Genomic DNA, 23,025 nt, shown 5'->3' with positions numbered 1-23,025 from the left:
TCCCCATGAACGAGATGCACACCAACCGACGGCGCTTCATCGCGGGCCTTGCCGCGACCACCCTTCCTGTCCACCACGCGCGGGCCTCGGACCGGCTGCCCGGCGTCGTGAAGCTGCTGGCGGGCTTTCCCGCGGGCGGCGCGATCGACGTGGTGGCCCGGCGCATCGCCGAGTTCGTCCGCGGCGTGGCCGCCGACACCGCGGTGGTGGAGAACAAGGCCGGTGCCGGCGGGCGCATCGCCATCGACACCCTGCGCCACGGCCCGGCCGATGGCAGCCAGTGGCTGGTGACGCCGGGGTCGATGATCGTCATCTACCCCCACGTGTACACCCGGCTCAGCTACGACCCGGTCAAGGACCTGGTGCCGGTGGCCCAGATCGCCACCGTGCCGCTGGCGCTCGCGGTGGGGCCGGCCGTGCCCGCGCAGGTCGGCGATGTGAAGGCCTTCGTGGCCTGGCTCAGGGCCAACCCCACGGCCCTGAACGTGGGTTCGCCGGCCGCGGGCAACATCACCCATTTCCTGACCTACCTGCTGCAGAAGTCGTCGGGCCTCCCGTTGCAGCACGTGCCCTACCGGGGCTCGGCGCCGGCCATCGCCGACCTGCTGGGTCGCCAGATCCCCGCGGTCATCAACCCCATCACCGACATGCTGCCGCACCTGAGCGGGGGCAAGCTGCGCGTGCTGGGGGTGACGGCGCGCGAGCGCAGCGGCTTCGTGCCGGAGGTGCCCACCTTCCTGGAGCAAGGCATGCCCGAGGTGCTGGGTTCCGAATGGATCGGCATGTTCGCCAGGCCCGGCACCCCGGCGCCGCACATCGACCGCATGTCCACCGTCGTGCGCGCCGCCTTGCGCACGCCGGCCGTGAAGGAGAGCTTCGCCAGGCTGGCGCTGGTGCCCGCCGAGCTGGACGGCGCCGCGCTGGCCACGAAGATCCGCAGCGAGCTCGCGGGCTGGCGCGAGGTCTCGCGCACCTTCGGGTTCCGGCTGGACGAGTGACCCCGCGGACGCCGCGATCTACACTGCGTCGAGCGGTGATCCTCCCTGCGGGCAGGGGGGCGCCGGCCGCAGGAGCGCTGGCATGAACAGTTTTGGCAAACGGGCGCAGGGCGAGCGCCTGGAGCGCATGCGCGCTTCGCCCCTGTGGGACGGCACGGGCTTTCGCAACCTGCACCCGGTGCTGCCCGGGCTGCGCGACCCCACCGCGCCCCGGCCCACGCTCAAGGAGTTCCTGAGCGCGGGCGACCGGCGACTGCCCGGCGTCGCACTGCCCTCGCTGGACCCGCGCGAGCGCTGGGGCCGCCCGGCCCAGAGCGGCCTGCGCGCCACCTGGCTGGGGCATTCCACGGTGCTGATCGAGATCGACGGCCACCGCGTGCTGACCGACCCCGTGTGGGGCACGCGCGCCTCGCCGTTCCGCCTGCTCGGCCCCAAGCGCTTCCAGCCCGTGCCGCTGCGGCTGCGCGAGATGCCCGAGGTGGACGTGGTGGTGATCTCGCACGACCACTACGACCACCTGGACTACCCCACCATCCGCGCGCTCGCGCGGCACAGCCGCGTGCCCTTCGTCACCTCGCTGGGCGTGGGCGCGCACCTGCAGGCCTGGGGCGTGGCGGCCGAGCGCATCACCGAGCTGGACTGGTGGGACAGCCACCGCGTGCCCGGCACCGGCATCACGGTCACGGCGGCGCCTTCGCAGCACTTCTCCGGCCGCAGCTTCAAGGACCGCAACGCCACGCTGTGGTCGTCGATGGTGATCGCCAGCGAGCGGCACCGCGTCTTCTTCAGCGGCGACACCGGCCTGACCACGGAGTACGCCACCATCCGCGAGAGGCTCGGGCCGTTCGATCTGGTGATGCTGGAGGTGGGCGCCTTCCACCCGGCCTGGGGCGACATCCACCTGGGGCCGGCCAACGCCCTGAAGGCGCACGCGCTGCTGGGCGGCGGCGCCCTGCTGCCGGTGCACTGGGGCACCTTCAGCCTGGCCATGCACGCCTGGGACGAACCGGTGGAGACCTTGCTGGCCTTGGCGCAAGGGCAGGGCACGCCCTTGCTCATGCCCCGCCTGGGCGAGGCGGTGGAGCCGGCCGCGCTCGAGGTGGTGACGCCCTGGTGGCGCTCGCTGGACGCGGGCCAGGAAGCGCCGAAGGCGCCCGACGGGCCAGCGGCCCTGCAGCGCGACCTGCCCTGGCCCCTCGATTGAATGAAGAAAGACCCCCCATGAACACCACCGTTGCCGGCCCCGATCGCGCAACCCCGCTGCCGCTGGTGCGCCGCCGCGCCCGAGTTCTTCGCGTACCACGACCGGGAGTGGGGCTTCCCCGTCGGCGACGACCGCCGGCTGTTCGAGAAGCTGTGCCTGGAGAGTTTCCAGTCCGGCCTGAGCTGGCGCACCATCCTTGCCAAGCGCGAGAACTTCCGCGCCGCCTTCCACGGGTTCGACTTTCACCGCGTCGCCCGCTTCACGGCCCAGGACGTGGAGCGCCTGCTGGGCGACGAGGGCATCGTGCGACACCGCGGCAAGATCGAGGCGGTCATCAACAACGCGCGGCGCGCGCAGGAGATGGTGAAGGCCGAAGGCTCGCTGGCGGCGTTCTTCTGGCGCTACGAACCCGACGAGGCGGACCTGGGCGCGCCACAGACCGTGTCCACATCGGACGCCTCCGTGCGCCTGTCGAAAGACCTGAAGAAACTCGGCTGGGCCTTCGTCGGCCCGACCACGGTGTTCGCCTTCATGCAGGCCATGGGCCTGATCAACGACCACGCCGAGGCCTGCGTGATGCGCGCGCAGGCCGCGCAGGCGCGCCTGCGCTTCAAGCGGCCGCGTTAGGCCTCAGAGCGGGTCGGCCAGCAGCTTGGAGAGCGCCGCGATGTTGGCCGCGCTGGGCACCTGGGGCTTCATTTCGTCCTCTTCGGCCGTGGCGTTTTCGTGCGCCTGGATCGCGTTGACCATGGCGTACTGGTTCTCCCACGACAGGGTCTTGCCCTCGGGGCAGAGATCGCGCACGGTGCCGAACCAGTAGTAGCCATCCTTGCCGCCGAACAGCGCGTCGATGCCGCCGGCATCGCCCGGCTTGAGGCCATGCGCGGCCAGGATGAGCTTGAGCTTGTGGTGCGAAACGGAATACTGCATGGGGTAAGCGCGGGGTGAGGGGTCGGCGATTGTACTGAAGGCCCGCCGCCCGCGCTGCCCCTCAGGCGATGCCGCAGGCCAGCAGGTAGCGCGGTTCGTTTTCCAGCACGTGGCCGCGCAGCAGGGCGCAGGCCTTCGTGGCGTCGTGGTCTTCCACCGCGTCCACCAGCACCTGGTGGCTGGAGACCGCGTTGGTGATGGGCGAGCGGTGGCGCAGCGCGGTGAGCTGGTAACGCAGCAGCTCGTAGCTGGCGCGCAGGTAATGGTTGTCGCAGCTCTCGAAGAAGGCCTGGTGAAAGCTCATGTCGATGCGCGCGAGCGCGGGCAGGTCCTTCGCGCGCTCGGCGGTCTTCATTTCCTTCACGCACTGCGCCATGCGCTGCAGCAGCTCGCGCGGATGGGACTGCATGGCCTCGCGCAGCGCCTCGGTCTCCACCATCGCGCGGAACTGCAGCAGATGCGACAGCTCCTGCGGCGAGAGCGTGAAGACGAAGGTGCCGCGCTGCGGGTGGATCTCCACCAGGCCCTCGCTCTTGAGCCGCAGCAGGGCCTCGCGCACCGGCGTCTTGCTCACGCCCATGCGCTGGGCCAGCTGGGCTTCCGACACCTGCTCGCCGAGCTTGAGGTCGCCTTTGACGATGGCCTCGCGCAGCCGCTCGGCGACCACGTCGGTGAGCAGTCGGGGGCGTTGCAGTTCCAGGGCGGTGTTCATGGGGTGGTCGGTCTCGTGTGGCGAGGAGTATAGGGTTATTGCTGATTTAACATCTGAGATATCAGATACCATGGCGGCCGACACGTCAAGCTGAGCAACCCGGAGACATTCACGTGAGTTCCCCGCCTTCCCCATCTTCCCCCGCGCACCCGCTGGCGCGCGCCTTTCTCGCCGCCAACCGCTGGGTGCTCATCGTGCTGCTGGGGGTGATGGCCGCGCTGGTGATCGGCAACGTGTTCGCGCGTTATGCCTTCAGCCACTCCTTCACCTGGGTCGAAGAGGCCACGCGCTACATGATGATCTGGGCCGCCTTCATCGGCGCCGGCCCCGCGCTGCGCGTGGGCGGCCACATCGCCATCGACACGCTGCAGGCCTCGGTGCCGCTGCCCATGGCGCGGCTGCTGCGCGTGCTCATCGTGGCCATCGTCGCGGCCACACTGCTGACGCTGGTCTGGCTGGGCATCGAGTACGTGGAGTTCGCCTGGTACCAGGAATCGCCGGTGCTGGGCTGGTCGCTGGGCAAGGTGTACCTCGCGCTGCCGCTGGGCGCGGCGCTGATGCTGGTGCACCTGGCGATGGTGGCGCGGCAGTGGATCGTGCTGGGCGAGTGGGACCGGGTCGAAGGCTTCGACCCGCAGGCCCTGTGAACCCGGAGAGCCTGCGATGACGACGGTTCTCGGTCTGGTCTTTCTGGCGCTGATGGTGATCGGCGCACCCATTGCCTTCGCGATGCTCATCGCCGGTCTGGTGGCGGTCTGGCTCAAGCCCGGCCTGTCCTCGCTGGTGGTGATGCAGAACCTCTTCAGCGGGCTCGACAGCTTCCCGCTGATGGCGATTCCCTTCTTCATCCTCGCCGCCGAGCTCATGACGGGCGGCGCGCTCACCGACGTGCTGCTCAAGTTCGCCGCGCGCCTGGTGGGCATGCGCCGCGGCGGCCTGGGCCACGCCAACATCCTCACGCTCACCTTCTTCTCGGGCATCAGCGGCTCGGCGCTGGCCGACGCGGCGGGCCCGGGCGCCATGCTCATCAAGATGATGCGCAAGGCCGGCTACAAGGACGCCTACGCCGCCGCGCTCACCGCGAGCACGGCCATCGTCGGCCCCATCATCCCGCCCTCGATCATCATGATCGTCTACGCGATGACCGACAACAGCGTGAGCATCACCGGCCTGTTCCTGGCCGGCGTGGTGCCGGGCTTCCTGATCGCGCTCTCGCTGATGGTGGTGAACCACATCGTGAGCGTGCGGCGCGGCTACCGCTCCTCGCCCGAGCTGCTCGACCCGGCACCGCTGCTGCGCCTGTTCTGGCGCGCGCTGCCGGCGCTGATGCTGCCGGTGATCATCCTGGGCGGCATTCACCTGGGCATCTTCACGCCCACCGAGGCCTCGGCCGCCGCCGTGCTGTACGCGCTGCTGGTGGGCCGCTTCGTCTACGGCACGCTGCAATGGAACATGCTGCCCGCCATCCTGTTCCGCTCGGCGCTGATGACGGCCTCCATCCTGTTCATCGTCGCCACCTCGGCGGTGTTCGCCTGGGTGCTCACCGTGGGCCAGATCCCGCAGACCATGGCCGCCTGGATCGCCGGCATGTCGCTCTCGCCGATCGAGCTGCTGATCGCCATCAACGTGCTGCTGCTGCTCGTGGGCATCTTCATCGAGCCGCTGCCGGGCGTGATGATCATGGTGCCCATCCTCGGCCCCTTGGCCGAGGCGGCCGGGCTGAACTCCCTGCATTTCGCCATCGTGGTCATCGTGAACCTCACGCTGGGCATGGTCACGCCGCCCGTGGGCGGGCTGCTGTTCGTCACCTCCGCCGTCTCGGGCGTGCGCATGGGCCCCATGGTGCGCGAGATGGTGCCCATGCTGGTCGCGCTGTTCGGCGTGCTGATGCTGCTCACTTTCGTTCCCGCGTTTTCCACCTGGTTGCCCGGCGTGCTCGGCTACCAACACTGACCCTCAGAACCACCCTAGAAGGAGACTTCCCGTGAAGATTCATCGCAAGCACTTCCTGGCGGCCGTGGCCGCCGCCTCCCTGCTGGCGCTCGGCGCCGGCCCCGCGTTCGCGCAGAAGGTGCTGAAGTACACGCATTACCAACCGGCCGGCAACGACCAGCCCAAGCACGCCGCCGCGCTCGCGTTCAAGGACCACGTGGAGAAAGCCACCAACGGCTCGCTCAAGGTCGAGCTGTACCCCGCCGGCCAGCTGGGCCCGGCGCAGCAGGTCATGGAAGGCCTGCGCCTGGGCACGGTCGAACTCGCCGTGGTGCACGACGGCGGCATTCCCGGCGTCTACAAGACCTTCAACATCTTCGGCCTGCCCTTCCTGTTCAACGACCACGCGCACGCCTACGCCGTGCTCGACGGCAAGTTCGGCCAGGAGCTGGCCGAGGACATGCGCAAGCGCACCGGCATCCGCCTCATGGCCTACGCCGACAACGGCATCCGCCACTTCACCAACAGCAAGCGCGCCATCAAGACCCCCGAGGACATGAAGGGCCTGAAGATCCGCGTGCAGCCCAGCCCGGTGTTCGTGAAGCTGGTCGAGTCGCTGGGCGCGAGCCCCACCGCGATCGACTGGGCGAACTGCCCGCCGCGCTCGCGCAGGGCACAGCCGATGGCCAGGAAAACGGCGTCACCAACATCATGGCCGCCAGCCTGTTCCAGCACCAGAAACACATCACGCTGGACGGCCACGTCTACAGCCTGCACGCCTACATGGTCAGCGAGCGTTTCTTCAACGGCCTGAGCGCCGCGGAGAAGAAGGCCGTGACCGAAGGCGTGGACATCGCCAAGAAGATCCACCGCGACATGACGCGCGCGCAGGACCTCTCGGCCAAGAAGGTGCTGACCGAAAAGGGCATGACGGTGACCGAACTCAGCCCGGCCGAGATCGACCGCTTCCGCAAGGTGGCGCAGCCGCCGGTGCGCGCCTACCTCGAGGCCGAGGTGAGCAAGGAGTGGACCGAGAAGCTGCTGCAAGCCGCTGCCGCCAAGTGAGCGACGGGGTGACGCAAGACCGCCTGGTGGTGGCCCTGGACGACGGCTACGCCGCCTACGACCAGGAAGAGGCCCTGCTGGGCGCCGAGGGCGCGCGCTTCGAGGTGCGCCCCTGCCGCCGCGACGAAGACGCGGCGGCGGCCTCGGTGGTGGACGCCGACGTGGTGCTGGTGCGCGAGTCGCCGGTGTCGCGCCGGGTGATCGATGCCATGACCCGCTGCCGCGCGGTGATCCGCTACGGCATCGGTGTGGACAACATCGACCAGGCCGCCGCGCGCGAGCGCGGGATCATGGTGGCCAACGTGCCGGACTACGGCACCGACGAGGTCAGCTCGCAGGCCGTGGCGCTGGCGCTGGCCGTCTCGCGCCGCATCGGCCTGCACGACGCCGAGGTGCGCGCGGGCCGCTGGTCCACCGGCGTGCTGCAGCCCATGTTCCGGCTGCGCGGGCGCACGCTGGGCCTGGTGGGTTTCGGCCGCATCGCGCGCATGACGCTGGAGAAACTCGCGGGTTTCGGTTTCGGCCGCGTGCTGGTGCACGACCCCAAGACCGACATGCCCCCCGGCGTGGAACGCACCGACCTCGACACCTTGTTCGCCGAGGCCGACGTGATCTCGTTGCACGCGCCGCTGAACGCGCACACGAAACACATGGTGGACGCGCGGCGCATCGCGCTCATGCGGCCCACCGCCATCCTGGTGAACACGGCGCGCGGCGGCCTGGTGGACACGCAGGCGCTGTACGAGGCCTTGCGCGAGCGCCGCATCCTGGGCGCGGGGCTGGACGTGTTCGAGCAGGAACCCCCGGGCGCGCACCCGCTGTTCGGCCTGGACAACGTGGTCGTGACCAACCACATGGGCTGGTACAGCGAAGAGGCCATGCGCGAGCTGCAGCTCAAGACGGCGCAGGAGGCGGTGCGCGTCCTGCGCGGAGAACAACCCTTGCACTGGCTCAACCGCTGGTGATTTTTTTGATGGAACGGAGAAACGATGAACAAGGAATTGAAGGAGCTGGTCGACGGCTTCAACCAGGTGGCCGTGGCCTCGGTGGCCGACGCGGTGGACAAGGTCTGCGGCCAGCGCGGCTACATGGACACGCCCATCAAGCCGCGCATCAACGACAAGCGCCTCTGCGGCCCGGCCGCCACCGTGCTCGAATCGGCGACCGATGAGTTCGTGCCGCCCCAGCACGCGCTGGACCTGATCGACGAAGCCGAACCGGGCAGCGTGATCGTGATCTCCATCGACGGCGGCCAGCCCGACGTGGCGGTGTGGGGCGGCCTCATGACGGCCGGTGCCGTGGCCAACGGCCATGCCGGCGCGGTGCTCGATGGCGGCGTGCGCGACCTCACCGAGATCCGGCGCGACTACGGCTTCCCCGTGTACGCCCGCGACGTGAGCCCCGGCACCACGCTGGGCCGCTTCCGCACGGTGGCCTCGCAGGTGCCGGTGCGCGTGGGCGGCATCGTGGTGCACCCGGGCGACATCGTGGTGGGCGACGTGGACGGCGTGGTCGTGGTGCCGCGCGCGCGGGCCGCCGAGGTGCTGGCCGCCTCGCGCGAGATCGACGAACGCGAGCTGGAGCAGGCCAAGCTCATCATGGCCGAGAAGTCGCTGCGCAAGGGCCTGGCGCAAATATGGCCGCATCTGAGGCACCCAGCCACGCCGGGGCCGCGCAGATCGTGGCCTTGGGCGAGGCCATGGTCGAGTTCAACCAGACCGGGGAGAACGGCGGGCGCAGCTACCTGCAGGGCTTCGGCGGCGACACCTCCAACTTCGCCATCGCCGCCGCCCGCCAGGGCGCGCGCGTGGCCTACGTGAGCGCGCTCGGCGACGACCCCTACGGCGCCCTGCTGCGCCGCCTGTGGGACGAGGAGGGCGTGGACCACAGCCACGTGCTCAGCGACCCCGCGGCCTTCAGCGCCATCTACTTCGTGACCCACAACGACCAGGGCCACCACTTCAGCTTCTTCCGCAGCGGCTCGGCCGCGAGCCGGCTCACGCCGGCCACGCTGCCGCGCGCGCCGATCACGACGGCGCGCGTGCTGCACCTCTCGGGCATCTCGCTGGCGATTTCGCCGAGCGCCTGCGACGCCGGTTATGCCGCCATCGAATGCGCGCGCGCCGCCGGGGCCTGGGTGTCGTTCGACACCAACCTGCGGCTCAAGCTGTGGTCGGTCGAGCGCGCGCGCGCCGTCATGACGGACGTGATCGGCCTGAGCGACATCTGCCTGCCGAGCTACGACGACGTGGTCGCCATCACCGGCCTGCGCGAGCCCGACGCGCTGGTGGACCATTGCCTGCGCCTGGGCGCGAAGACGGTGGCGCTCAAGATGGGCGAGCAGGGCGCGATCGTGGCCACGGCCAGCGAGCGCCACCGCATCGCGCCCGCGCGCTGCCAGCCGGTGGACGCCACCGGCGCGGGCGATGCCTTCGGCGGTGCCTTCGTGGCGCGGCTGGTGGCCGGCGACGACCTGCCCACCGCCGGGCGCTACGCCGCCACGGTGGCCGCGCTCTCCACCGAGGGTTATGGCGCGGTGGCGCCGATTCCGCACGCCGCGCGCGTGCGCGAGGTGCTCGCGGCCGACCGGCCCTGAGCGCCGCTCAGTCCAGCAGCGAACGCACCACCGACTCGCGCGTGCGCAGGCGCGTGGTGCGCTGGAAGAACAGGCTGTTGGGCACGCGCAGGTAGGAGGGCTCCGCGCCCTCGGCGGTGTCTTCGCGCAGCGTGGTGTAGATCAGGTTGATGTCCATCACCTCGCCGGCCAGGCCGGGCTTGTCGCCGCCTTCGAGCAGCTCGATGCGGTCGCGCAGGCCGAACGGGCGCGAGGTGAAGATCAGCACCGCGCAGAAGATGTTGGAGAGCACGCTCCAGGCCGCGAAGAAGGCGATGGCGCCCACGGCGGCGAAACCGGTGAAGGCGGTCCAGATCACCATGCCGGAGACGCCCACGCGGTCCAGCACCAGCAGCAGGGCGGCACCGAACAGCAGGAAGGTGACCACGCGCCGGCCCCCGATCACGAGTTCCAGCGGCAGGCGCTTGTCCTCCCCCACGCGGGTGATGAGGCGGTGCAGCAGCGAGCGCAGCAGCAGCGCCACGAAGACGATCAGCGCCATCTGCAGCGCGATGGTGATGACGTCGATGAAGGGGTGGGCGTAGGCGGGGAGAAAGTCTTTCATGGGGCGGTGGCGGCGGGGGCCACCGAGGCGCCCTGGATGTGGTGCTGGTTCAAGGAAGCGGCCACGAAAGCCGACGACTTCATGTCTTCCACGAAAGCGTGCAGGTAACGCGCGGCGTCGGCGCCGCGGTCCTTGGGCAGGCCCATGGCCTGCTGGATCACCATGAAGCGGCCCGGCAGCAGCCGCAGGCCCGGGTGGCGCTGCTGGTCGTGTTCCAGCTGCTGTCGCACGCCGGCGGCCACGTCCAGCCCCTGGCGCACGAACTCGTCGACCACGGCCTGCGAGCTGGCCACCCGCACGATCTCGGCCTGCCGCAGCTCGCGCGAGAGAAACAGGTCGTAGGCGCTGCCCTTGCCCACGGTCACCCGCGTGCCCGGCCGGTCCACCTCGTGGTTGCTCTGCAGGGGGGATTCTTGGCGCACCAGGTAGCTGCCTTCGATCAGCACGTAGGGCGCGGTGAAGGCGATGCCCTCGCCGCGCAGCGGGTCGATGGCGAAGAAGCCGACGTCGGCCGCGCCGTTCCTCACCGCCTCGACCGATTGGCCGGCCGTGTCGAACACCACCAGCTCGATCCCGACGCCGAGCCGCTGCGCCAGGCGGTGCGCGAGGTCCACCGAGACGCCGAACGGCTGCCCGGTGGCGGGGTTGCGGTTGGCGAGGATGGGGTTGCCCAGGTTGATGGAGGCGCGCAGGCGGCCGGTGGGCGCGAAGCTGTGGGATAGGGGGAGGGGAGCGGTCATGGCGATGAGGGGGAAGGCGGGTGAACGTCCATGGCTTGTCGCGTGGCCTCGGGCCCGCGGCAAAGGATGACCATGGTAACGGCCCTCCCGGGTCACCGGGAGGGCGTCAGGGGGACGGCGGCTCGATGTGGCGGCCGGGATGCCGGTCGCGCACGATGGCCTGCACGAAGGCCGTGGCGTCGTGGCCGACGACCAGCCCCGGGTCCGCCTGCCCCGACGGCAGGGTCGGGGACACGCCCGCCGCTTCGAGCAGCGCGCGGGAAGCGGGCATGGCCAGGATGGCCTTGCCGCTGCGGTGCTGGTCGCGGATGAAGTCCAGCGTGTGGGTGTCGCGCGCGAGGGCCTGCACGCCTTCGTCGCCGTCGGGCAGGGCGAGCGCGTCGAACAGGAAGCCGGGTTCGTTCTGCAGCGAAGCCTCCGCGTCGACGAACACCCCGTCCACGGTCTTCACCGGGCCGATCCGGGGTGCCACGAAACAGGGCTGGGCGCCGAGGGCCAGCAAGGTGGCGTGCAGACCCACGGCGCTTTTGCCGACGATGCCGTGCGCGACCAGGATGCGCAGCCTTGCGGGCCCGGGATCGAGGGATCGCCGGCCAGCACGGCGTGTTGGAGGGAGGGCGGGAGCTGAGCCATACCCGCCATTGGGGCAAATGGCGTGCCTGGGAAAATCGCCCTGCCGCGCCGGTCATCTTGTAGAGTTGCAGACGTTTTTTCCGCAGGAGACGGCATGCGCACCAGCAAGAAGGCAACATCGGGCGCGATCCGGTCGGGCGTGGGCGGCTGGACCTACGAGCCCTGGCGCGACAACTTCTACCCCAAAGGCCTGGCGCAGAGCAAGGAGCTGGCCTACGCCAGCACGAAGCTGACCGCGATCGAGGTCAACGGCACCTACTACAGCACCTTCAAGCCGCCCACCTTCGCCAAGTGGCGCGACGAGACGCCCGAGGGCTTCGTGTTCTCGCTGAAGGCCAACCGCTTCACCACCAACCGCCGCGTGCTGGCCGAGGCCGGCGAGTCCATCGAACGTTTCGTGGGCAGTGGCCTGAGCGAACTCGGCCCCGAGCTCGGGCCGCTGGTCTGGCAGTTCGCGCCCACCAAGCAGTTCGACCCGGTGGACTTCGAGGCCTTCCTGAAGCTGCTGCCGCGCGAGGTGGACGGCCTGCCGCTGCGCCACGCGCTGGACGTGCGGCACGCGAGCTTCCTGGACCCGGCCTACCTCGCGCTCGCGCGCAAGCACCGCTGCGCCACGGTGTTCACCGACTCCGACGACTACCCCTCGTTCGCCGACCTGACCGGCGACTTTGTCTACGCGCGCCTGATGCGCACCGACCCGAAGGTGAAGACCGGTTACGCCCCCAAGGCGCTGGACCGCTGGGCCGAGGCCGCGAGGACCTGGGCCGCCGGCGGTGAGCCGGCCGACGTGCCGCGGGTCGACGGCGCCGGCCCGAAGGCCAAGGCGCGGGACGTGTTCATGTACTTCATCAGCGGCGCCAAGGAACGCGCCCCGGCGGCCGCGATGGCGCTGATCGAGCGCCTCGGCTAACGCTCCAGCCGCACCCAGCGCGCGTTCTGCTGGTGGCTGTTCAGCACGGCCTCGATGAAGGCCATGCCGTCCAGCCCGTCCAGCAGGCCGGGCATGTTGGTGCTTGCTTCGCCGCGCCAGGCGCGCGCGAAATCGCGGTACAGCTCGGCGAAGGCCTCGAAGTAACCCTCAGGGTGGCCGGCCGGAATGCGGTTGGCGGCGATCTGCGGCGCCATGCCCCGGCGCAGTTGCCGCACCGGGCCGCCCAGCGGGGCGAAGTTCAGGAACTCAGGCTGCTCCTGGTCGAAATGCAGCGAGGCGCGCGTGCCGTAGACGCGCAGGCGCAGCGCGTTGCAGGCGCCGCTGCGCAGCCTGGCTGGCCCACAGCATGCCGCGCGCGCCGCCGTCGAAGCGCAGCATGGCCTGCACGTGGTCGTCCAGCGCGCGCCCGGGCACGAAGCGGGTGAGTTCGGCCGAGAGTTCCTGCACCTGCAGGCCGCTCACATAACGCGCCAGCTGGTAGGCATGGGTGCCGATGTCGCCCAGCGCGCCGGCCGGGCCGGCGCGATTCGGGTCGGCGCGCCATTCGGCCTGCTTGTTGCCCTGGTGCTCGACCGGTTCGCCCAGCCAGTCCTGCGCGTACTCCACCTGCACGATGCGCAGCTCGCCGAGTTCGCCGGCGGCGACCATCTCGCGCGCCTGGCGCACCATGGGGTAGCCCGCGTAGGTGTGGGTGAGCAGGAACAGCAGGCCGCGCTCGCGCACCGACTGCGCGAGCGCCTGGGCCTCGGCCAGCGAGGTGCGCAGCGGCTTGTCGCAGATGACGTGGATGCCTTGCTCCACGAAGGCGCGCGCCACCGGCACGTGCAGGTGGTTGGGCGTGACGATGGCCACGGCGTCGATGCCGTCCTCGCGCCGCGCCTCGGCCTGCGCCATGGCGGTGTAGTCGGCGTAGCTGCGCTCGGGCGCGATGTGCAACCGGGCCGCGCTGGCGTGCGCGCGTTCGGCGGTGGACGAGAGCGCGCCGGCCACCAGCTCGAACTGGTCGTCCAGCCGCGCGGCGATGCGGTGGGCCGCGCCGATGAAGCTGCCGTCGCCACCGCCCACCATGCCCAGGCGGATGCGCCGCGCCGCGCGCCCGTCGTTCGTGCTCATGCCGCGCCCCGGTTCAGGCCGAGCAGGGCGGCCAGGGTGGCGGGGTCGCCCGCGCTGGCGGCGAAGTCGTCGAAGGCGCGGTCGGCCACGCGGATGAGGTGCTCGCGGATGAAGGCCGCGCCTTCGCGCGCGCCGTCTTCCGGGTGCTTGAGGCAGCACTCCCACTCCAGCACGGCCCAGCCCGCGTAGTCGTGTTGCGCCATCTTGGAGAAGATGCCCTTGAAGTCCACCTGGCCGTCGCCGAGCGAGCGGAAGCGGCCCGCGCGGTCGATCCAGCTGGAGAAGCCGCCGTACACGCCCTGCTTGCCGTTGGGGCGGAACTCGGCGTCCTTCACGTGGAAGGCGCGGATGCGCTCGTGGTAGTGGTCGATGAAGGCCAGGTAGTCGAGCTGCTGCAGCACGAAGTGGCTGGGGTCGTAGAGGATGTTCGCGCGCGGGTGCTGGCCCACGGCGTCGAGAAAACGCTCGAAGGTGATGCCGTCGTGCAGGTCTTCGCCGGGGTGCAGTTCGTAGCAGACGTCCACGCCGGCTTCATCGAAGGCGTCGAGCACCGGGCGCCAGCGCTTCGCGAGTTCGGCGAACGCGGCTTCCACCAGGCCGGGCGGGCGTTGCGGCCAGGGGTAGAGGTAGGGCCAGGCCAGCGCGCCCGAGAAGCTGGCGTGGGCTTTCAGGCCCAGGCGTCGCGAGGCCTTCGCGGCCAGCAGCAGCTGCTCGTGCGCCCAGGCCGTGCGCGCCGTGGGGTTGCCGCGCACCTGGGGGGCGGCGAAGGCGTCGAACTGCAGGTCGTAGGCGGGGTGCACGCACAGCAGCTGGCCCTGCAGGTGGGTCGAGAGCTCGGTGATCTGCAGGCCGTGCGCGGCGAGCCGGCCCTTCACCTCGTCGCAATAGGTGTCGCTGGTCGCGGCACGCTCGAGGTCGAAGATCGCCGCGTCGCTGGTGGGGATCTGCACCCCCCGGTAGCCCAGCGAGGCGGCCCAGCCGGCCAGGCCGTCGAGCGTGTCGAACGGCGCGGCCGTGCCGATGAACTGGGCCAGGAAGATCCCGGGTCCCTGGATGGTTTTCATGGGGTCCTCCTGGCGCGCGGACTCAGAACGGCGAGTCGGGGAAGTAGAAGTCCTTGGCGTTCGCCTTGGTGATCAGCACCGAGGGCACGATGGTCGACGGCGGCAGCTTCTCGCCCTTCTTGCGCGCCAGCGCGGTCATCTTGATGGCGTCGTAGAGGAACTTGGGCGAGTAGGACACGTTGGCCTGGATCAGCGGGTTGCTGCCGTCCATCAGCGTCTTGACCATGGCCTTGGCACCGGCACCGCCGAACACGATCTTGATGTCCTTGCGCTTGGCCTGTTCGATCGCGCGCAGCACGCCGAAGGCCATGTCGTCGTCGGCCGCCCACACGGCGTCGATCTCCTTGAAGCGCGTGAGGTAGTCCTGCATCACCTTGAAGGCGTCGTCGCGGTTCCAGTTGCCGTGCTTGGCGTCCAGCACCTTGATGCCGGGGTGGTTCTTCATCACCGCGTTGAAGGCGTCCATGCGCTCGTTGTCGATGGTGGTCGGGATGCCGCGCAGCGCCACGATGTTGCCCTTGCCGTTGAGCGCCTTGGCCAGGTACTCGGCCGGCACCTTGCCGAAGGCGGTGTTGTCGCCCGAGACGTAGGCGTCCTGCGCGCTGGTGTCGGTGAGGCCGCGGTCCACCACCGTCACGTACACGCCCTTGGCCTTGACCTGCTGCACCGGGCGCGTGAGCGCGGCGGATTCGAAGGGCAGGATCACCAGCGAATCGATCTTGGTCGCGGTGACCAGGTCCTGCAGCTGGTTGGCCTGCTCGGGCGCGCCGCTGGCGGTCTTGATCGTGACCTTGATGTTGGGGTCCTTCTCCAGTTCTTTCTTGGCTTCGTTGGCCCAGTACACCAGGCCGGCGGCGAAGCTGTGGGTGGCGGCCGGGATGCGCACGCCCAGGTTCACCTTGTTCTGGGCCTGCGCCAGCAGCGGGCTGGCGATGCCCAGCGCGGCCAGGGCGGCCAGCGCGAGCAGACGGGAACGGTACTTCATGCTTGTCTCCTTGATGTGTTGATGACAGGGAAAGAAAGAAGGCATGGCGTGCCTTCAGGGACGCCGCCGCTGCATGAATGCGACGGCGATGATCACGAAACCCTGCACCGCCGCGTTGAGGTACACGCTGATGATGCTGGTGAGGTTGAGGATGTTGCTGATGACCGAGAGCAGGATGGCGCCGATCACGGTGCCGCCGATGCTGCCGGCGCCGCCGCGCAGCGCGGTGCCGCCCACGATCACGGCGGCGATGGCTTCGAGCTCCCACAGCAGGCCGGTGGTGGGCGAGGCCGAGCCCAGGCGCGGCACGTAGAGCAGGGTGGCGATGCCCACGCACACGCCCAGCAGGGTGTAGGTGAGCACCTTGATGCGGTCCACGTCCACCGCGGCGTAGCGCGCCACCTGCTCGTTGGAGCCGATGGCCTGCACGTAGCGGCCGAAGGCGGTGCGGTTGAGCAGCAGGGCGCCGGCCAGGGCCACCAGCGCGAAGATCCACACCGGGATGGGCACGCCCAGCAGGCTGCCGTAGTACACCGGGCCGTAGGCGTCGGCCAGCGCGTTGTCGAGCGCGAGCGCGCCGCCGTCGGCGAAGTAGGTGAGGTAGGCGCGGAAGATGCCCAGCGTGCCCAGCGTGACGATGAAGGGCTCGATGCGCCCGCGCGTGATGAGCAGGCCGTGCGCCAGGCCGAACAGCGCGCCCAGCAGCACGGCGGCGGCCATGCCCACCATCACCACCGCCACCGGTGGCCAGCCCAGCGGGGCGATCTTGTTCATGAGCAGGATCACCACGCCCGCGATCAGCGCGGCCATGGAGCCCACCGAGAGGTCGATGCCGCCCGAGATGATCACGAAGCACATGCCCACGGCGATGATGCCGATGAAGGCGGTGCGCGTGAGCACGTTCATGGCGTTGTCCACCGTGGCGAACTCGCGGTTGAGCAGCGTGCCGGCGATGCACAGCAGCACCAGGCCGAGCAGCGGGCCCAGGGTGGGCAGGCGCCAGGCGCGGCCGGCGGCCGGGGGCGGTGCCGGGGTGGCGTCAGTGCGTTCCTGTGGCATGGGCGATGAGCTCCTGTTCGTTGAGGTCGGCGGCCGAGAGCGTGGCCTGCAGGCGGCCCGAGCGCATCACCGCGACGCGGTGGCACAGGCCGATGAGTTCCATGAGCTCGGACGAGATCACGACCACCGCGCGGCCGCTGGCGGCCAGGCGCTGGATGAGGGCGTAGATGTCGCGCTTGGCGCCGATGTCCACGCCGCGCGTAGGCTCGTCGAGCACCACCACGCGCGGGTCCGGGTGCAGCACCTTGGCCAGCGCCAGCTTCTGCTGGTTGCCGCCCGAGAGCGAGCCGGCCGGCACATCGAGCGAGCCGGTGCGGATGCCGAAGTCGCGCACCGCCTGTTCCAGCGCGGCGACTTCGCTCGCGGGTTGCAGCCAGGGGCGGGCGTGGCGCTGCAGCGCCATCAGCGTGAGGTTCTCGCGCAGGCCGAAGCGCACGTGCAGGCCGCGGCCCTTGCGGTCTTCGCTCAGGTAGGTGAGGCCGGCGTCGGCCGCCTCGCGCGGCGAGCGCGGCAGCAGCGCGCGCCCGGCCACTTGCACCGCCTGCGCGCTGCGCTCGCGCAGGCCCAGCAGGCCTTCGAAGAGTTCGGTGCGCCCCGCGCCCACCAGGCCGGCGAAGCCGAACACCTCGCCCGCGCGCACCTCGAAGCTCACGTCCTGCGCCCAGCCGGGCACGCTCAGGGCGCGCACCGAGAGCAGCACGGGCGCGTCGGCCGGCACCTCGGTGCGCGGCGGGTAGAGGTCGGCGAGTTCGCGGCCCACCATCAGGTTCGCCATCTGCGCGCGCGTGAGCGTGGCCGTGGCCTGCTGCGCCACCAGGCGGCCGTCGCGCATCACGACCACCTCTTCGGTGATGCGCTCCACCTCGTCGAGCTTGTGCGAGATGAAGACGATGGTCACGCCCTCGGCCTGCAGGCGCGCGACCAGGCCGAACAGCCGGCCGGTCTCGCCCGGCGTGAGCGTGGCGGTGGGCTCGTCCATGATGAGCACGCGCGCGTGGCGCGACAGCGCCTTGGCGATCTCCACCAGCTGGCGCTCGGCCACGATGAGGTCGCGCACGCGGATGTCGGGGTGCACCTTGCTCAGGCCCACGTCGTCGAGCACGCGGCGCGTGGTGGCGCGCATGGCGCCGTCGTCGAGCCAGAGGCCGCGCCGCTTTTTCTCGTGGCCCAGGAAGATGTTCTGCGCCACCGTGAGGTCTTCGGCCAGGTTGAACTCCTGGTGGATCAGCACGATGCCTTCGGCCTCGGCCGCGCGCGGGCCGTCGAAGCGCACCGCGCGGCCGTTCACCTGCAGCGTGCCTTCGCTGGGCCGTTCGTAGCCCGCGAGGATCTTCATGAGGGTGGACTTGCCCGCGCCGTTCTCGCCCAGCAGGCCGTAGACGCGGCCGGGCTCGAAGGCCAGGTCCACGCCGTGCAGCACCTGCACCGGGCCGAAGCGCTTGACGATGCCGCGCAGCTCGACGCGCACGCCAGCGGCCGCCATCACGCCAGCTCCATCTGCCGCAGGCTTTCCTGCATGGCCAGCACGCCCGCGCCGATGAGTCCGGCGCGTTCGCCCAGCGGCGTGTACTGGATCTCCAGGTGCCGCGTGGAGAGCGCGAGCGAGCGGTGGTACACGCTCTGGCGCACGGCGGCCAGGAACAGCGGCCCCACGCGCGTGACGCCGCCGCCGATGAACACGTGCGAGGGGTTGAAGAAGTTCACCACCGAGGCGAGCATCTGCCCCACCAGCGCGCCCGAGCGCTGCACCACCTGGTTGGCCGCCATGTCGCCCGCGCGGCTGGCCTCGGCCACGTCCTGCAGGCGCAGCGGGCCGCGCTCGGCCAGCATGCGCGCGAGCAGCGGGCTCTGGCCGGCCTGGGCCGCCTCGGTTGCGCATGCGCGCGATCGCGGGCCCGGCGGCCAGCGTCTCCACGCAACCGAGGTTGCCGCAGTGGCAGCGCGGGCCGTCGGGCACCACGCAGATGTGGCCCACGTCGCCGGCCGAGCCGTTGGCGCCTCGGTAGACCTGGCCCTGGCAGACGATGCCGCAGCCCACGCCGGTGCCCACCTTCACCACCAGGAAGTTGGGCAGGCTGCGCTGCATGCGCCAGAGCTCGCCCAGGGCCATCACGTTCACGTCGTTGTCCACGAAGACGGGCGCGCTGAAGTCGGCGGCGAGGTCGTCGCGGATGGAGTAGCCGTCCCACAGCGGCATCAACGGCGGGCTCACGAGCTGGCCGCTGTCGAAGTCCACCGGGCCGGGCAGGCCGATGCCGATGCCGATCACCTGGCGCGGCGCCACGCCGCAGCGCGCCAGCAGCTCGTGCATGAGCACGCGGATGCGCGAGAGCACCGGGCCGGGGCCGTCGTGCACGTCGGCCGGTTCGCTGTGGTGGGCCATCACGGCCAGGTCGGGGCTGAGGATGCCCACCTCCAGCCCGGTGGCGCCCACGGCCACGCCGATGAGCACGCCCAGGCTGCGGCTCAGGCGCAGGGTGTCGGCGCGGCGCCCGCCGGTGGGCACCTGCTCGCCGGTCTGCTCCAGCAGGCCTTGTTCGAGCAGCTCGGCCACCGCCGCGTTGGCGCGGGTCTTGGAGAACGAGGCCGCGGCGGCCAGGGCGTCGCGCGAGATGCCGCTGGCCCAGAACACATGGTCCAGCACGGTGCGCTCACCGGTTTTCAGGCCTTTCCAGTTCAAGATGCGTGTCTCCGTTGGTGTGCCGTCGTCGGGCGCGGCACTGGAGACGCATGCTATGCGGTCGAATTCGACCCGACAAGATCAAATTTCGACCCAAATCGGGTCAATCCACCTCACAGCAAGGCGGAAAGCGACTTCGCGCCTTCCAGCAAAGGGGGCAGCAGCTGCTCCACCATCTGCGCGGGCGTCATGCGGCCGGACTGCACGCTGGCGGTCATCGCCACGTCCACGCGGCCGTGCGCGTTGGGCACCGGCACCGCGATGGAGCGCAGGCCGATCTCGTACTCCTCGTCGCTGATCGCATAGCCCTGCGCGCGGGCCTGGTGCACCGCCTCGAGCACCGCGCGCGGCGTGGCGCGTGTGTGCGGCGTGAACTGCTGCAGCGGGCTGTGCCCGAGCAGCAGCAGCACCTCGGCATCGCTGCGGTGCGCGAGCAGGGCGCGGCCGGCCGAGGAGCAATAGGCCGGCAGCCGCGTGCCCACCCCGACGGTGGGCGAGAACACGCGGCGGCTCTGCGAGCGCGCCACGAAGACCACGGCGGTCTCGTCGAGCACGGCCACCGAGGTCACTTCGTCGGTCTGCCAGCCCACGGTGTCGAGCACGGGCTGTGCCTTGCGCGGCAGCGGCGCACCCGACAGCAGCCCATAGCCCAGGCGCAGCACGCGCAGGTCGAGCGAGAAGTGTTTGCCGTCGTAGTCGGCGTAACCCAGCTTGGTCAGCGTGAGCAGGTAGCGCCGCGCGGCGGCGCGGGTGAGCGAGGTGCGCTGCGCCACCTCGGTCAGCGTGAGGCGGGTGTGCTGCGCATCGAAGGCCTCGATCACGGCCAGCCCGCTTTCCAGCGAGGCCACGAAGTCGCGTCGTTCCAGTTTCATGCCGTCTCTCCAAAAAAGTGCGCATTGCGGACTTTAACCCAGGCTGCATTGATTCATGTCGGTGATGCTTCGATAATTTGCCCCACACACCGCCCCAACGAACGATGTGCGCAATGCGCACTGAACAGAGACCATGCAAGAAGCACCCATCGACATCAGCGGCCTGACGGCCCCGCGGACCTGGCCCGAAGGCGGCCTGACCCGCATCCCCTACTGGATCTACCGCGACGAGGCGATCCGCCAGCGCGAGCAGGACCGCATCTACCAGGGCGCCACCTGGAACTACCTCTGCCTGGAGGCCGAGCTGCAGCAGGCGGGCGACTACGTCAGCACCTTCGCCGGCGAGACGCCGGTGGTGGTGGCCCGCGACCACGACGGCGAGCTCTACGCGTTCGAGAACCGCTGCTCGCACCGCGGCGCGCTGATCTGCCTGGAGAACGCTGGCGATGCCGAGAACTTCTCCTGCGTCTACCACGCCTGGTCCTACGACCTGCAGGGCAACCTCACGGGCGTGGCCTTCGAAGGCGGCGTGAGCGGCAAGGGCGGCATGCCCGAAGGCTTCTGCAAGGAAGCGCATTCGCCGCGCAAGCTGCGCGTGTCCACCGTCTGCGGCCTGGTGTTCGGCAGCTTCAGCGACGACGTGCCGCCGATCGAGGAGTACATCGGCGAGGCCGTGCTCGGGCGCATCCAGCGCGTGCTGCGCGACAAGCCGCTGCAGATCCTGGGCCGCTTCACGCAGGCGCTGCCCAACAACTGGAAGCTGTACTTCGAGAACGTGAAGGACAGCTACCACGCCAGCCTGCTGCACCTCTTCCTCACGACCTTCGAGGTCAACCGCCTCACGCAGCGCGGCGGCCTGATCGTCTCGGACGACGGCGGCAGCCACGTGAGCTACTCCATGATCGACAAGACCGAAGATGCCGGCTCGGAGTACCGCGACCAGGGCATCCGATCGGACAACGAGCAGTACCGCCTGAACGACCCGAGCTTTCTCGAAGGCACGGACGAGGTGGGCGACGGCATCACGCTGCAGATCCTCTCGGTGTTTCCCGGCTTCGTGCTCGGTCAGATCTGGAACAGCATCGTGGTGCGCCAGGTGCTGCCCCAGGGCGTGAACCAGACCGCGCTGAACTGGACCTACATCGGTTTCGTCGACGACACGCCCGAGATGCGCTACGCGCGGCTCAAGCAGTGCAACCTGATCGGGCCCGCCGGCCTGGTCTCGATGGAGGACGGCTGCGTCGGCGGCTTCGTGCAGCGCGGCACGGTGTCGGCGCAGGAGGACGCGGCCATCGTGCAGATGGGCGGCACCAGCACCGAAACGCAGGACACGCGCGCCACCGAAGCCTCGGTGCGCGGTTTCTGGAAGGCCTACCGGGCCCACATGGGGATCTGAGCCGATGAACCGCCTTGAACTCCACCTGGCCGTGAGCCTGCTCAACGCCGCCTACGCCGACTGCATCGACGCCGACCGGCTCGAAGCCTGGCCCGACTTCTTCACGCCCGACTGCTTCTACAGCATCACCACGCTGGAAAACCACGCGCGCGGCTGGGACGCCGGCCTGATCTTCGCCGACTCGCGGGGCATGCTGAAAGACCGCGTCTCGGGCCTGCGCGAAGCCAACATCTACGAGCGCCACAGCTACCGCCACATCGTCTCCGTGCCGGCCCACCTGCGCACCGAGGGCCAGACCGTGCGCACGCGCACGCCCTTCGCGGTCTACCGCGTGATGCGCAACGGCACCAGCCAGGTCTTCGTCACCGGCTGCTACCACGACGAACTGCGCATCGAGGGCGACGGCGAACTCAAGATCGCCCGCCGCGTGGTGGTCTGCGACAGCTCGGTCTTTGACACCCTGCTGGCCATCCCGCTGTGAGCACCGCCGTGTACCGCATCACCACCGCCGACGAGGCGCTGGACTTCGAGTGCGCCGCGCACGAGTCCGTGCTCGCGGCCGCCGAGCGCGCCGGCTGGGCCTTGCCCGCGTCGTGCCGCGCGGGGGTGTGCGGCAGCTGCGAAGGCGAGGTGCTCAGCGGCACGTTCGTGACGCCGGGCCGCCAGGACCTGGGCCCGCAACAGGAAGGCCCCGCCTCGGCGGTGAAGCTGTGCCGCGTGCGGCCCTGCTCCGACCTGCGCATCGCCCCGCGCGAGGTGCACCGGCGCGACCTGGCGAGCGAGAAGGTGATCACCGCCAAGGTGCTGCGCATCGAACGCCCGGCCGCCGAGGTGGCCGTGCTCAAGCTGCGCTTTCCGGCCGGCGTGCGCGCGAAGTTCCGCGCCGGGCAGTACCTGCGGGTGCTGCTCGACGACGGGCAGGAGCGCAGCTTCTCCATGGCAGACCCGCCGCAGCAGAGCGACGGCGTGGAGCTGCACATCCGCTACCTCGAAGGCGGGCGCTTCGCCGAGCAGGTCTTCCACCAGCTGCAGCCGGGCGACCCGGTGCGGCTGCGCCTGCCCCTGGGCGATTTCTACCTGCGCGAGAGCGAGGCCCCGATCGTGTTCGTCGCGGGTGGCACGGGCTTCGCGCCGGTGCAGTCCATCCTCGAGGAACTGCTGAAGAAAGGCACCCAGCGCCGCCTGCACCTCTACGTGGGCGCGCGCACGCCCGAGCTGCTGTACCGCCACGCGCTGGCCCAGCGCTGGGCCGACGCGGGCAAGACGAGTTACGTGCCCGTGGTCTCCGCGGCCGCCGCTGCCGACGGCGGCTGGAGCGGGCGCACCGGCCGGGTGCACGAGGCGGTGGTCGAAGATCTGCCGGACCTCAGCGGCCACGAGGTCTACGCCTGCGGCTCGCCCGCCATGGTGGCGGCGGCGCGCGAGGCCTTCGCGCAGCGCGGCCTCGACCCGGCCCGTTTCTATTGCGACGCCTTCGCGCCTTCCCAGGACGTGGCCATGTAAACGCGTTTCCCGATCCGATCCCACCGACC

At 70.3% G+C, this 23,025-nt stretch carries 22 protein-coding genes and 4 pseudogenes; 13 read left to right on the top strand and 13 right to left on the bottom strand.

From position 1 onward, the window contains the following. The first annotated feature begins 5 nt into the window (after nucleotides 1–5). The 3 genes from ACFJGX_RS24140 (at nucleotide 6) to ACFJGX_RS24130 (ending at nucleotide 2,829) form a co-directional block, all read left to right on the top strand. Nucleotides 6–998: a tripartite tricarboxylate transporter substrate-binding protein gene (locus tag ACFJGX_RS24140; protein WP_382323557.1), complete on the top strand. Its 993-nt coding sequence runs from the start codon at nucleotides 6–8 to the stop codon at nucleotides 996–998. 82 nt (nucleotides 999–1,080) lie between these two features. Then, nucleotides 1,081–2,202: an MBL fold metallo-hydrolase gene (locus ACFJGX_RS24135; protein ID WP_382323558.1), complete on the top strand. Its 1,122-nt coding sequence runs from the start codon at nucleotides 1,081–1,083 to the stop codon at nucleotides 2,200–2,202. Nucleotides 2,203–2,232: 30 nt separating this feature from the next. After that, entirely contained in the window at nucleotides 2,233–2,829 is a 597-nt protein-coding gene (locus ACFJGX_RS24130) for a DNA-3-methyladenine glycosylase I (protein WP_382323559.1), read from the top strand. Between the two features lie 3 nt (nucleotides 2,830–2,832). On the opposite strand, the gene ACFJGX_RS24125 is transcribed toward ACFJGX_RS24130, so the two are convergent. Beyond that, a complete protein-coding gene (locus tag ACFJGX_RS24125; RefSeq protein ID WP_291116509.1) occupies nucleotides 2,833–3,132 on the bottom strand; it encodes a hypothetical protein in 300 nt (99 codons plus the stop codon). Between the two features lie 61 nt (nucleotides 3,133–3,193). Continuing rightward, nucleotides 3,194–3,844 (bottom strand): GntR family transcriptional regulator, encoded by a 651-nt coding sequence (locus tag ACFJGX_RS24120; RefSeq protein WP_382160542.1) that lies wholly within the window; start codon nucleotides 3,842–3,844, stop codon nucleotides 3,194–3,196. Between the two features lie 113 nt (nucleotides 3,845–3,957). Here ACFJGX_RS24120 and ACFJGX_RS24115 point away from each other — a divergent pair, with 113 nt between their 5' ends. The 6 genes and pseudogenes from ACFJGX_RS24115 to ACFJGX_RS24090 all read left to right on the top strand — a co-directional run bounded on the left by ACFJGX_RS24115 (nucleotide 3,958) and on the right by ACFJGX_RS24090 (nucleotide 9,437). Continuing rightward, nucleotides 3,958–4,491, top strand: coding sequence for a TRAP transporter small permease (locus ACFJGX_RS24115; protein WP_382323560.1), 534 nt, complete (start codon nucleotides 3,958–3,960; stop codon nucleotides 4,489–4,491). Between the two features lie 16 nt (nucleotides 4,492–4,507). Then, the gene (locus tag ACFJGX_RS24110) at nucleotides 4,508–5,797 is read left to right on the top strand and encodes a TRAP transporter large permease (RefSeq protein ID WP_382323561.1); all 1,290 of its coding nucleotides are present in this window, start codon (nucleotides 4,508–4,510) and stop codon (nucleotides 5,795–5,797) included. A 31-nt stretch (nucleotides 5,798–5,828) separates the two neighbouring features. Then, a pseudogene (locus tag ACFJGX_RS24105) lies at nucleotides 5,829–6,841 on the top strand (DctP family TRAP transporter solute-binding subunit). 8 nt (nucleotides 6,842–6,849) lie between these two features. Beyond that, the gene (locus ACFJGX_RS24100; protein ID WP_382323563.1) at nucleotides 6,850–7,806 is read left to right on the top strand and encodes a C-terminal binding protein; all 957 of its coding nucleotides are present in this window, start codon (nucleotides 6,850–6,852) and stop codon (nucleotides 7,804–7,806) included. A 24-nt stretch (nucleotides 7,807–7,830) separates the two neighbouring features. Then, nucleotides 7,831–8,298 (top strand): annotated as a pseudogene (locus ACFJGX_RS24095) (RraA family protein); the annotation flags it as partial. A 242-nt stretch (nucleotides 8,299–8,540) separates the two neighbouring features. Beyond that, on the top strand, nucleotides 8,541–9,437 hold the full coding sequence (locus ACFJGX_RS24090; RefSeq protein WP_382323564.1) for a sugar kinase: 897 nt from the start codon (nucleotides 8,541–8,543) through the stop codon (nucleotides 9,435–9,437). A gap of 7 nt (nucleotides 9,438–9,444) precedes the next feature. On the opposite strand, the gene ACFJGX_RS24085 is transcribed toward ACFJGX_RS24090, so the two are convergent. From ACFJGX_RS24085 to ACFJGX_RS24075, 3 genes are all read right to left on the bottom strand, one after another. Next, nucleotides 9,445–10,020 carry a mechanosensitive ion channel domain-containing protein gene (locus ACFJGX_RS24085; RefSeq protein ID WP_382160522.1) on the bottom strand — a complete coding sequence of 192 codons (576 nt, stop codon included), beginning with the start codon at nucleotides 10,018–10,020 and terminating at the stop codon, nucleotides 9,445–9,447. Continuing rightward, on the bottom strand, nucleotides 10,017–10,760 hold the full coding sequence (locus tag ACFJGX_RS24080) for an ABC transporter substrate-binding protein (protein ID WP_382323565.1): 744 nt from the start codon (nucleotides 10,758–10,760) through the stop codon (nucleotides 10,017–10,019). Before ACFJGX_RS24080 ends, ACFJGX_RS24085 begins: the two co-directional genes overlap by 4 nt. A gap of 106 nt (nucleotides 10,761–10,866) precedes the next feature. After that, nucleotides 10,867–11,280 (bottom strand): DJ-1/PfpI family protein, encoded by a 414-nt coding sequence (locus ACFJGX_RS24075; protein ID WP_382327217.1) that lies wholly within the window; start codon nucleotides 11,278–11,280, stop codon nucleotides 10,867–10,869. A 207-nt stretch (nucleotides 11,281–11,487) separates the two neighbouring features. Here ACFJGX_RS24075 and ACFJGX_RS24070 point away from each other — a divergent pair, with 207 nt between their 5' ends. Then, a complete protein-coding gene (locus tag ACFJGX_RS24070) occupies nucleotides 11,488–12,303 on the top strand; it encodes a DUF72 domain-containing protein (protein ID WP_382327215.1) in 816 nt (271 codons plus the stop codon). Here ACFJGX_RS24070 and ACFJGX_RS24065 read toward each other — a convergent pair. The 8 genes and pseudogenes from ACFJGX_RS24065 to ACFJGX_RS24030 form a co-directional block, all read right to left on the bottom strand. Beyond that, nucleotides 12,300–13,392, bottom strand: a pseudogene (locus tag ACFJGX_RS24065) (Gfo/Idh/MocA family protein). The gene ACFJGX_RS24070 and the pseudogene ACFJGX_RS24065 overlap by 4 nt on opposite strands. A gap of 41 nt (nucleotides 13,393–13,433) precedes the next feature. After that, a complete protein-coding gene (locus ACFJGX_RS24060; RefSeq protein ID WP_382323568.1) occupies nucleotides 13,434–14,501 on the bottom strand; it encodes a sugar phosphate isomerase/epimerase family protein in 1,068 nt (355 codons plus the stop codon). Nucleotides 14,502–14,523: 22 nt separating this feature from the next. Continuing rightward, on the bottom strand, nucleotides 14,524–15,486 hold the full coding sequence (locus ACFJGX_RS24055; RefSeq protein WP_382327213.1) for a substrate-binding domain-containing protein: 963 nt from the start codon (nucleotides 15,484–15,486) through the stop codon (nucleotides 14,524–14,526). 54 nt (nucleotides 15,487–15,540) lie between these two features. Further along, a complete protein-coding gene (locus tag ACFJGX_RS24050; protein ID WP_382327211.1) occupies nucleotides 15,541–16,545 on the bottom strand; it encodes an ABC transporter permease in 1,005 nt (334 codons plus the stop codon). Then, on the bottom strand, nucleotides 16,526–18,028 hold the full coding sequence (locus ACFJGX_RS24045) for a sugar ABC transporter ATP-binding protein (protein ID WP_382323569.1): 1,503 nt from the start codon (nucleotides 18,026–18,028) through the stop codon (nucleotides 16,526–16,528). Before ACFJGX_RS24045 ends, ACFJGX_RS24050 begins: the two co-directional genes overlap by 20 nt. After that, nucleotides 18,028–18,375, bottom strand: a complete 348-nt coding sequence (locus ACFJGX_RS24040; protein ID WP_382328795.1) for an ROK family protein — start codon at nucleotides 18,373–18,375, stop codon at nucleotides 18,028–18,030. Before ACFJGX_RS24040 ends, ACFJGX_RS24045 begins: the two co-directional genes overlap by 1 nt. Before the next feature lie 130 nt (nucleotides 18,376–18,505). Beyond that, nucleotides 18,506–18,931, bottom strand: a pseudogene (locus ACFJGX_RS24035) (ROK family protein); the annotation flags it as partial. A 407-nt stretch (nucleotides 18,932–19,338) separates the two neighbouring features. Further along, nucleotides 19,339–20,097 (bottom strand): IclR family transcriptional regulator C-terminal domain-containing protein, encoded by a 759-nt coding sequence (locus ACFJGX_RS24030; RefSeq protein WP_382323571.1) that lies wholly within the window; start codon nucleotides 20,095–20,097, stop codon nucleotides 19,339–19,341. A gap of 133 nt (nucleotides 20,098–20,230) precedes the next feature. On the opposite strand from ACFJGX_RS24030, the gene ACFJGX_RS24025 reads away from it, so the two are divergent. From ACFJGX_RS24025 to ACFJGX_RS24015, 3 genes are read left to right on the top strand one after another with little or no spacing between them, the layout of a single operon-like run. Next, complete coding sequence (locus tag ACFJGX_RS24025; RefSeq protein ID WP_382323572.1) at nucleotides 20,231–21,493, top strand: aromatic ring-hydroxylating dioxygenase subunit alpha; 1,263 nt, start codon at nucleotides 20,231–20,233, stop codon at nucleotides 21,491–21,493. Between the two features lie 4 nt (nucleotides 21,494–21,497). Then, nucleotides 21,498–21,974 carry an aromatic-ring-hydroxylating dioxygenase subunit beta gene (locus ACFJGX_RS24020; RefSeq protein ID WP_382327209.1) on the top strand — a complete coding sequence of 159 codons (477 nt, stop codon included), beginning with the start codon at nucleotides 21,498–21,500 and terminating at the stop codon, nucleotides 21,972–21,974. Next, a complete protein-coding gene (locus ACFJGX_RS24015) occupies nucleotides 21,971–22,996 on the top strand; it encodes a 2Fe-2S iron-sulfur cluster-binding protein (protein ID WP_382327207.1) in 1,026 nt (341 codons plus the stop codon). The genes ACFJGX_RS24020 and ACFJGX_RS24015 overlap by 4 nt, the downstream gene beginning before the upstream one ends. Nucleotides 22,997–23,025: the final 29 nt, after the last annotated feature.

The organism is Hydrogenophaga sp. UC242_50 (genome assembly GCF_042697355.1).
GTDB lineage: Bacteria > Pseudomonadota > Gammaproteobacteria > Burkholderiales > Burkholderiaceae_C > Hydrogenophaga.
This window is presented reverse-complemented; position numbering and strand designations above follow the sequence as displayed.

Coding starts and splice junctions, on each gene's coding strand:
- ACFJGX_RS24140 (WP_382323557.1), top strand. CDS start 6: ATGAACGAGATGCACACCAACCGACGGCGCTTCATCGCGGGCCTTGCC.
- ACFJGX_RS24135 (WP_382323558.1), top strand. CDS start 1,081: ATGAACAGTTTTGGCAAACGGGCGCAGGGCGAGCGCCTGGAGCGCATG.
- ACFJGX_RS24125 (WP_291116509.1), bottom strand. CDS start 3,132: ATGCAGTATTCCGTTTCGCACCACAAGCTCAAGCTCATCCTGGCCGCG.
- ACFJGX_RS24120 (WP_382160542.1), bottom strand. CDS start 3,844: ATGAACACCGCCCTGGAACTGCAACGCCCCCGACTGCTCACCGACGTG.
- ACFJGX_RS24110 (WP_382323561.1), top strand. CDS start 4,508: ATGACGACGGTTCTCGGTCTGGTCTTTCTGGCGCTGATGGTGATCGGC.
- ACFJGX_RS24090 (WP_382323564.1), top strand. CDS start 8,541: ATGGTCGAGTTCAACCAGACCGGGGAGAACGGCGGGCGCAGCTACCTG.
- ACFJGX_RS24085 (WP_382160522.1), bottom strand. CDS start 10,020: ATGAAAGACTTTCTCCCCGCCTACGCCCACCCCTTCATCGACGTCATC.
- ACFJGX_RS24080 (WP_382323565.1), bottom strand. CDS start 10,760: ATGACCGCTCCCCTCCCCCTATCCCACAGCTTCGCGCCCACCGGCCGC.
- ACFJGX_RS24070 (WP_382327215.1), top strand. CDS start 11,488: ATGCGCACCAGCAAGAAGGCAACATCGGGCGCGATCCGGTCGGGCGTG.
- ACFJGX_RS24060 (WP_382323568.1), bottom strand. CDS start 14,501: ATGAAAACCATCCAGGGACCCGGGATCTTCCTGGCCCAGTTCATCGGC.
- ACFJGX_RS24055 (WP_382327213.1), bottom strand. CDS start 15,486: ATGAAGTACCGTTCCCGTCTGCTCGCGCTGGCCGCCCTGGCCGCGCTG.
- ACFJGX_RS24050 (WP_382327211.1), bottom strand. CDS start 16,545: ATGCCACAGGAACGCACTGACGCCACCCCGGCACCGCCCCCGGCCGCC.
- ACFJGX_RS24045 (WP_382323569.1), bottom strand. CDS start 18,028: ATGGCGGCCGCTGGCGTGCGCGTCGAGCTGCGCGGCATCGTCAAGCGC.
- ACFJGX_RS24040 (WP_382328795.1), bottom strand. CDS start 18,375: ATGCTGGCCGAGCGCGGCCCGCTGCGCCTGCAGGACGTGGCCGAGGCC.
- ACFJGX_RS24030 (WP_382323571.1), bottom strand. CDS start 20,097: ATGAAACTGGAACGACGCGACTTCGTGGCCTCGCTGGAAAGCGGGCTG.
- ACFJGX_RS24025 (WP_382323572.1), top strand. CDS start 20,231: ATGCAAGAAGCACCCATCGACATCAGCGGCCTGACGGCCCCGCGGACC.
- ACFJGX_RS24020 (WP_382327209.1), top strand. CDS start 21,498: ATGAACCGCCTTGAACTCCACCTGGCCGTGAGCCTGCTCAACGCCGCC.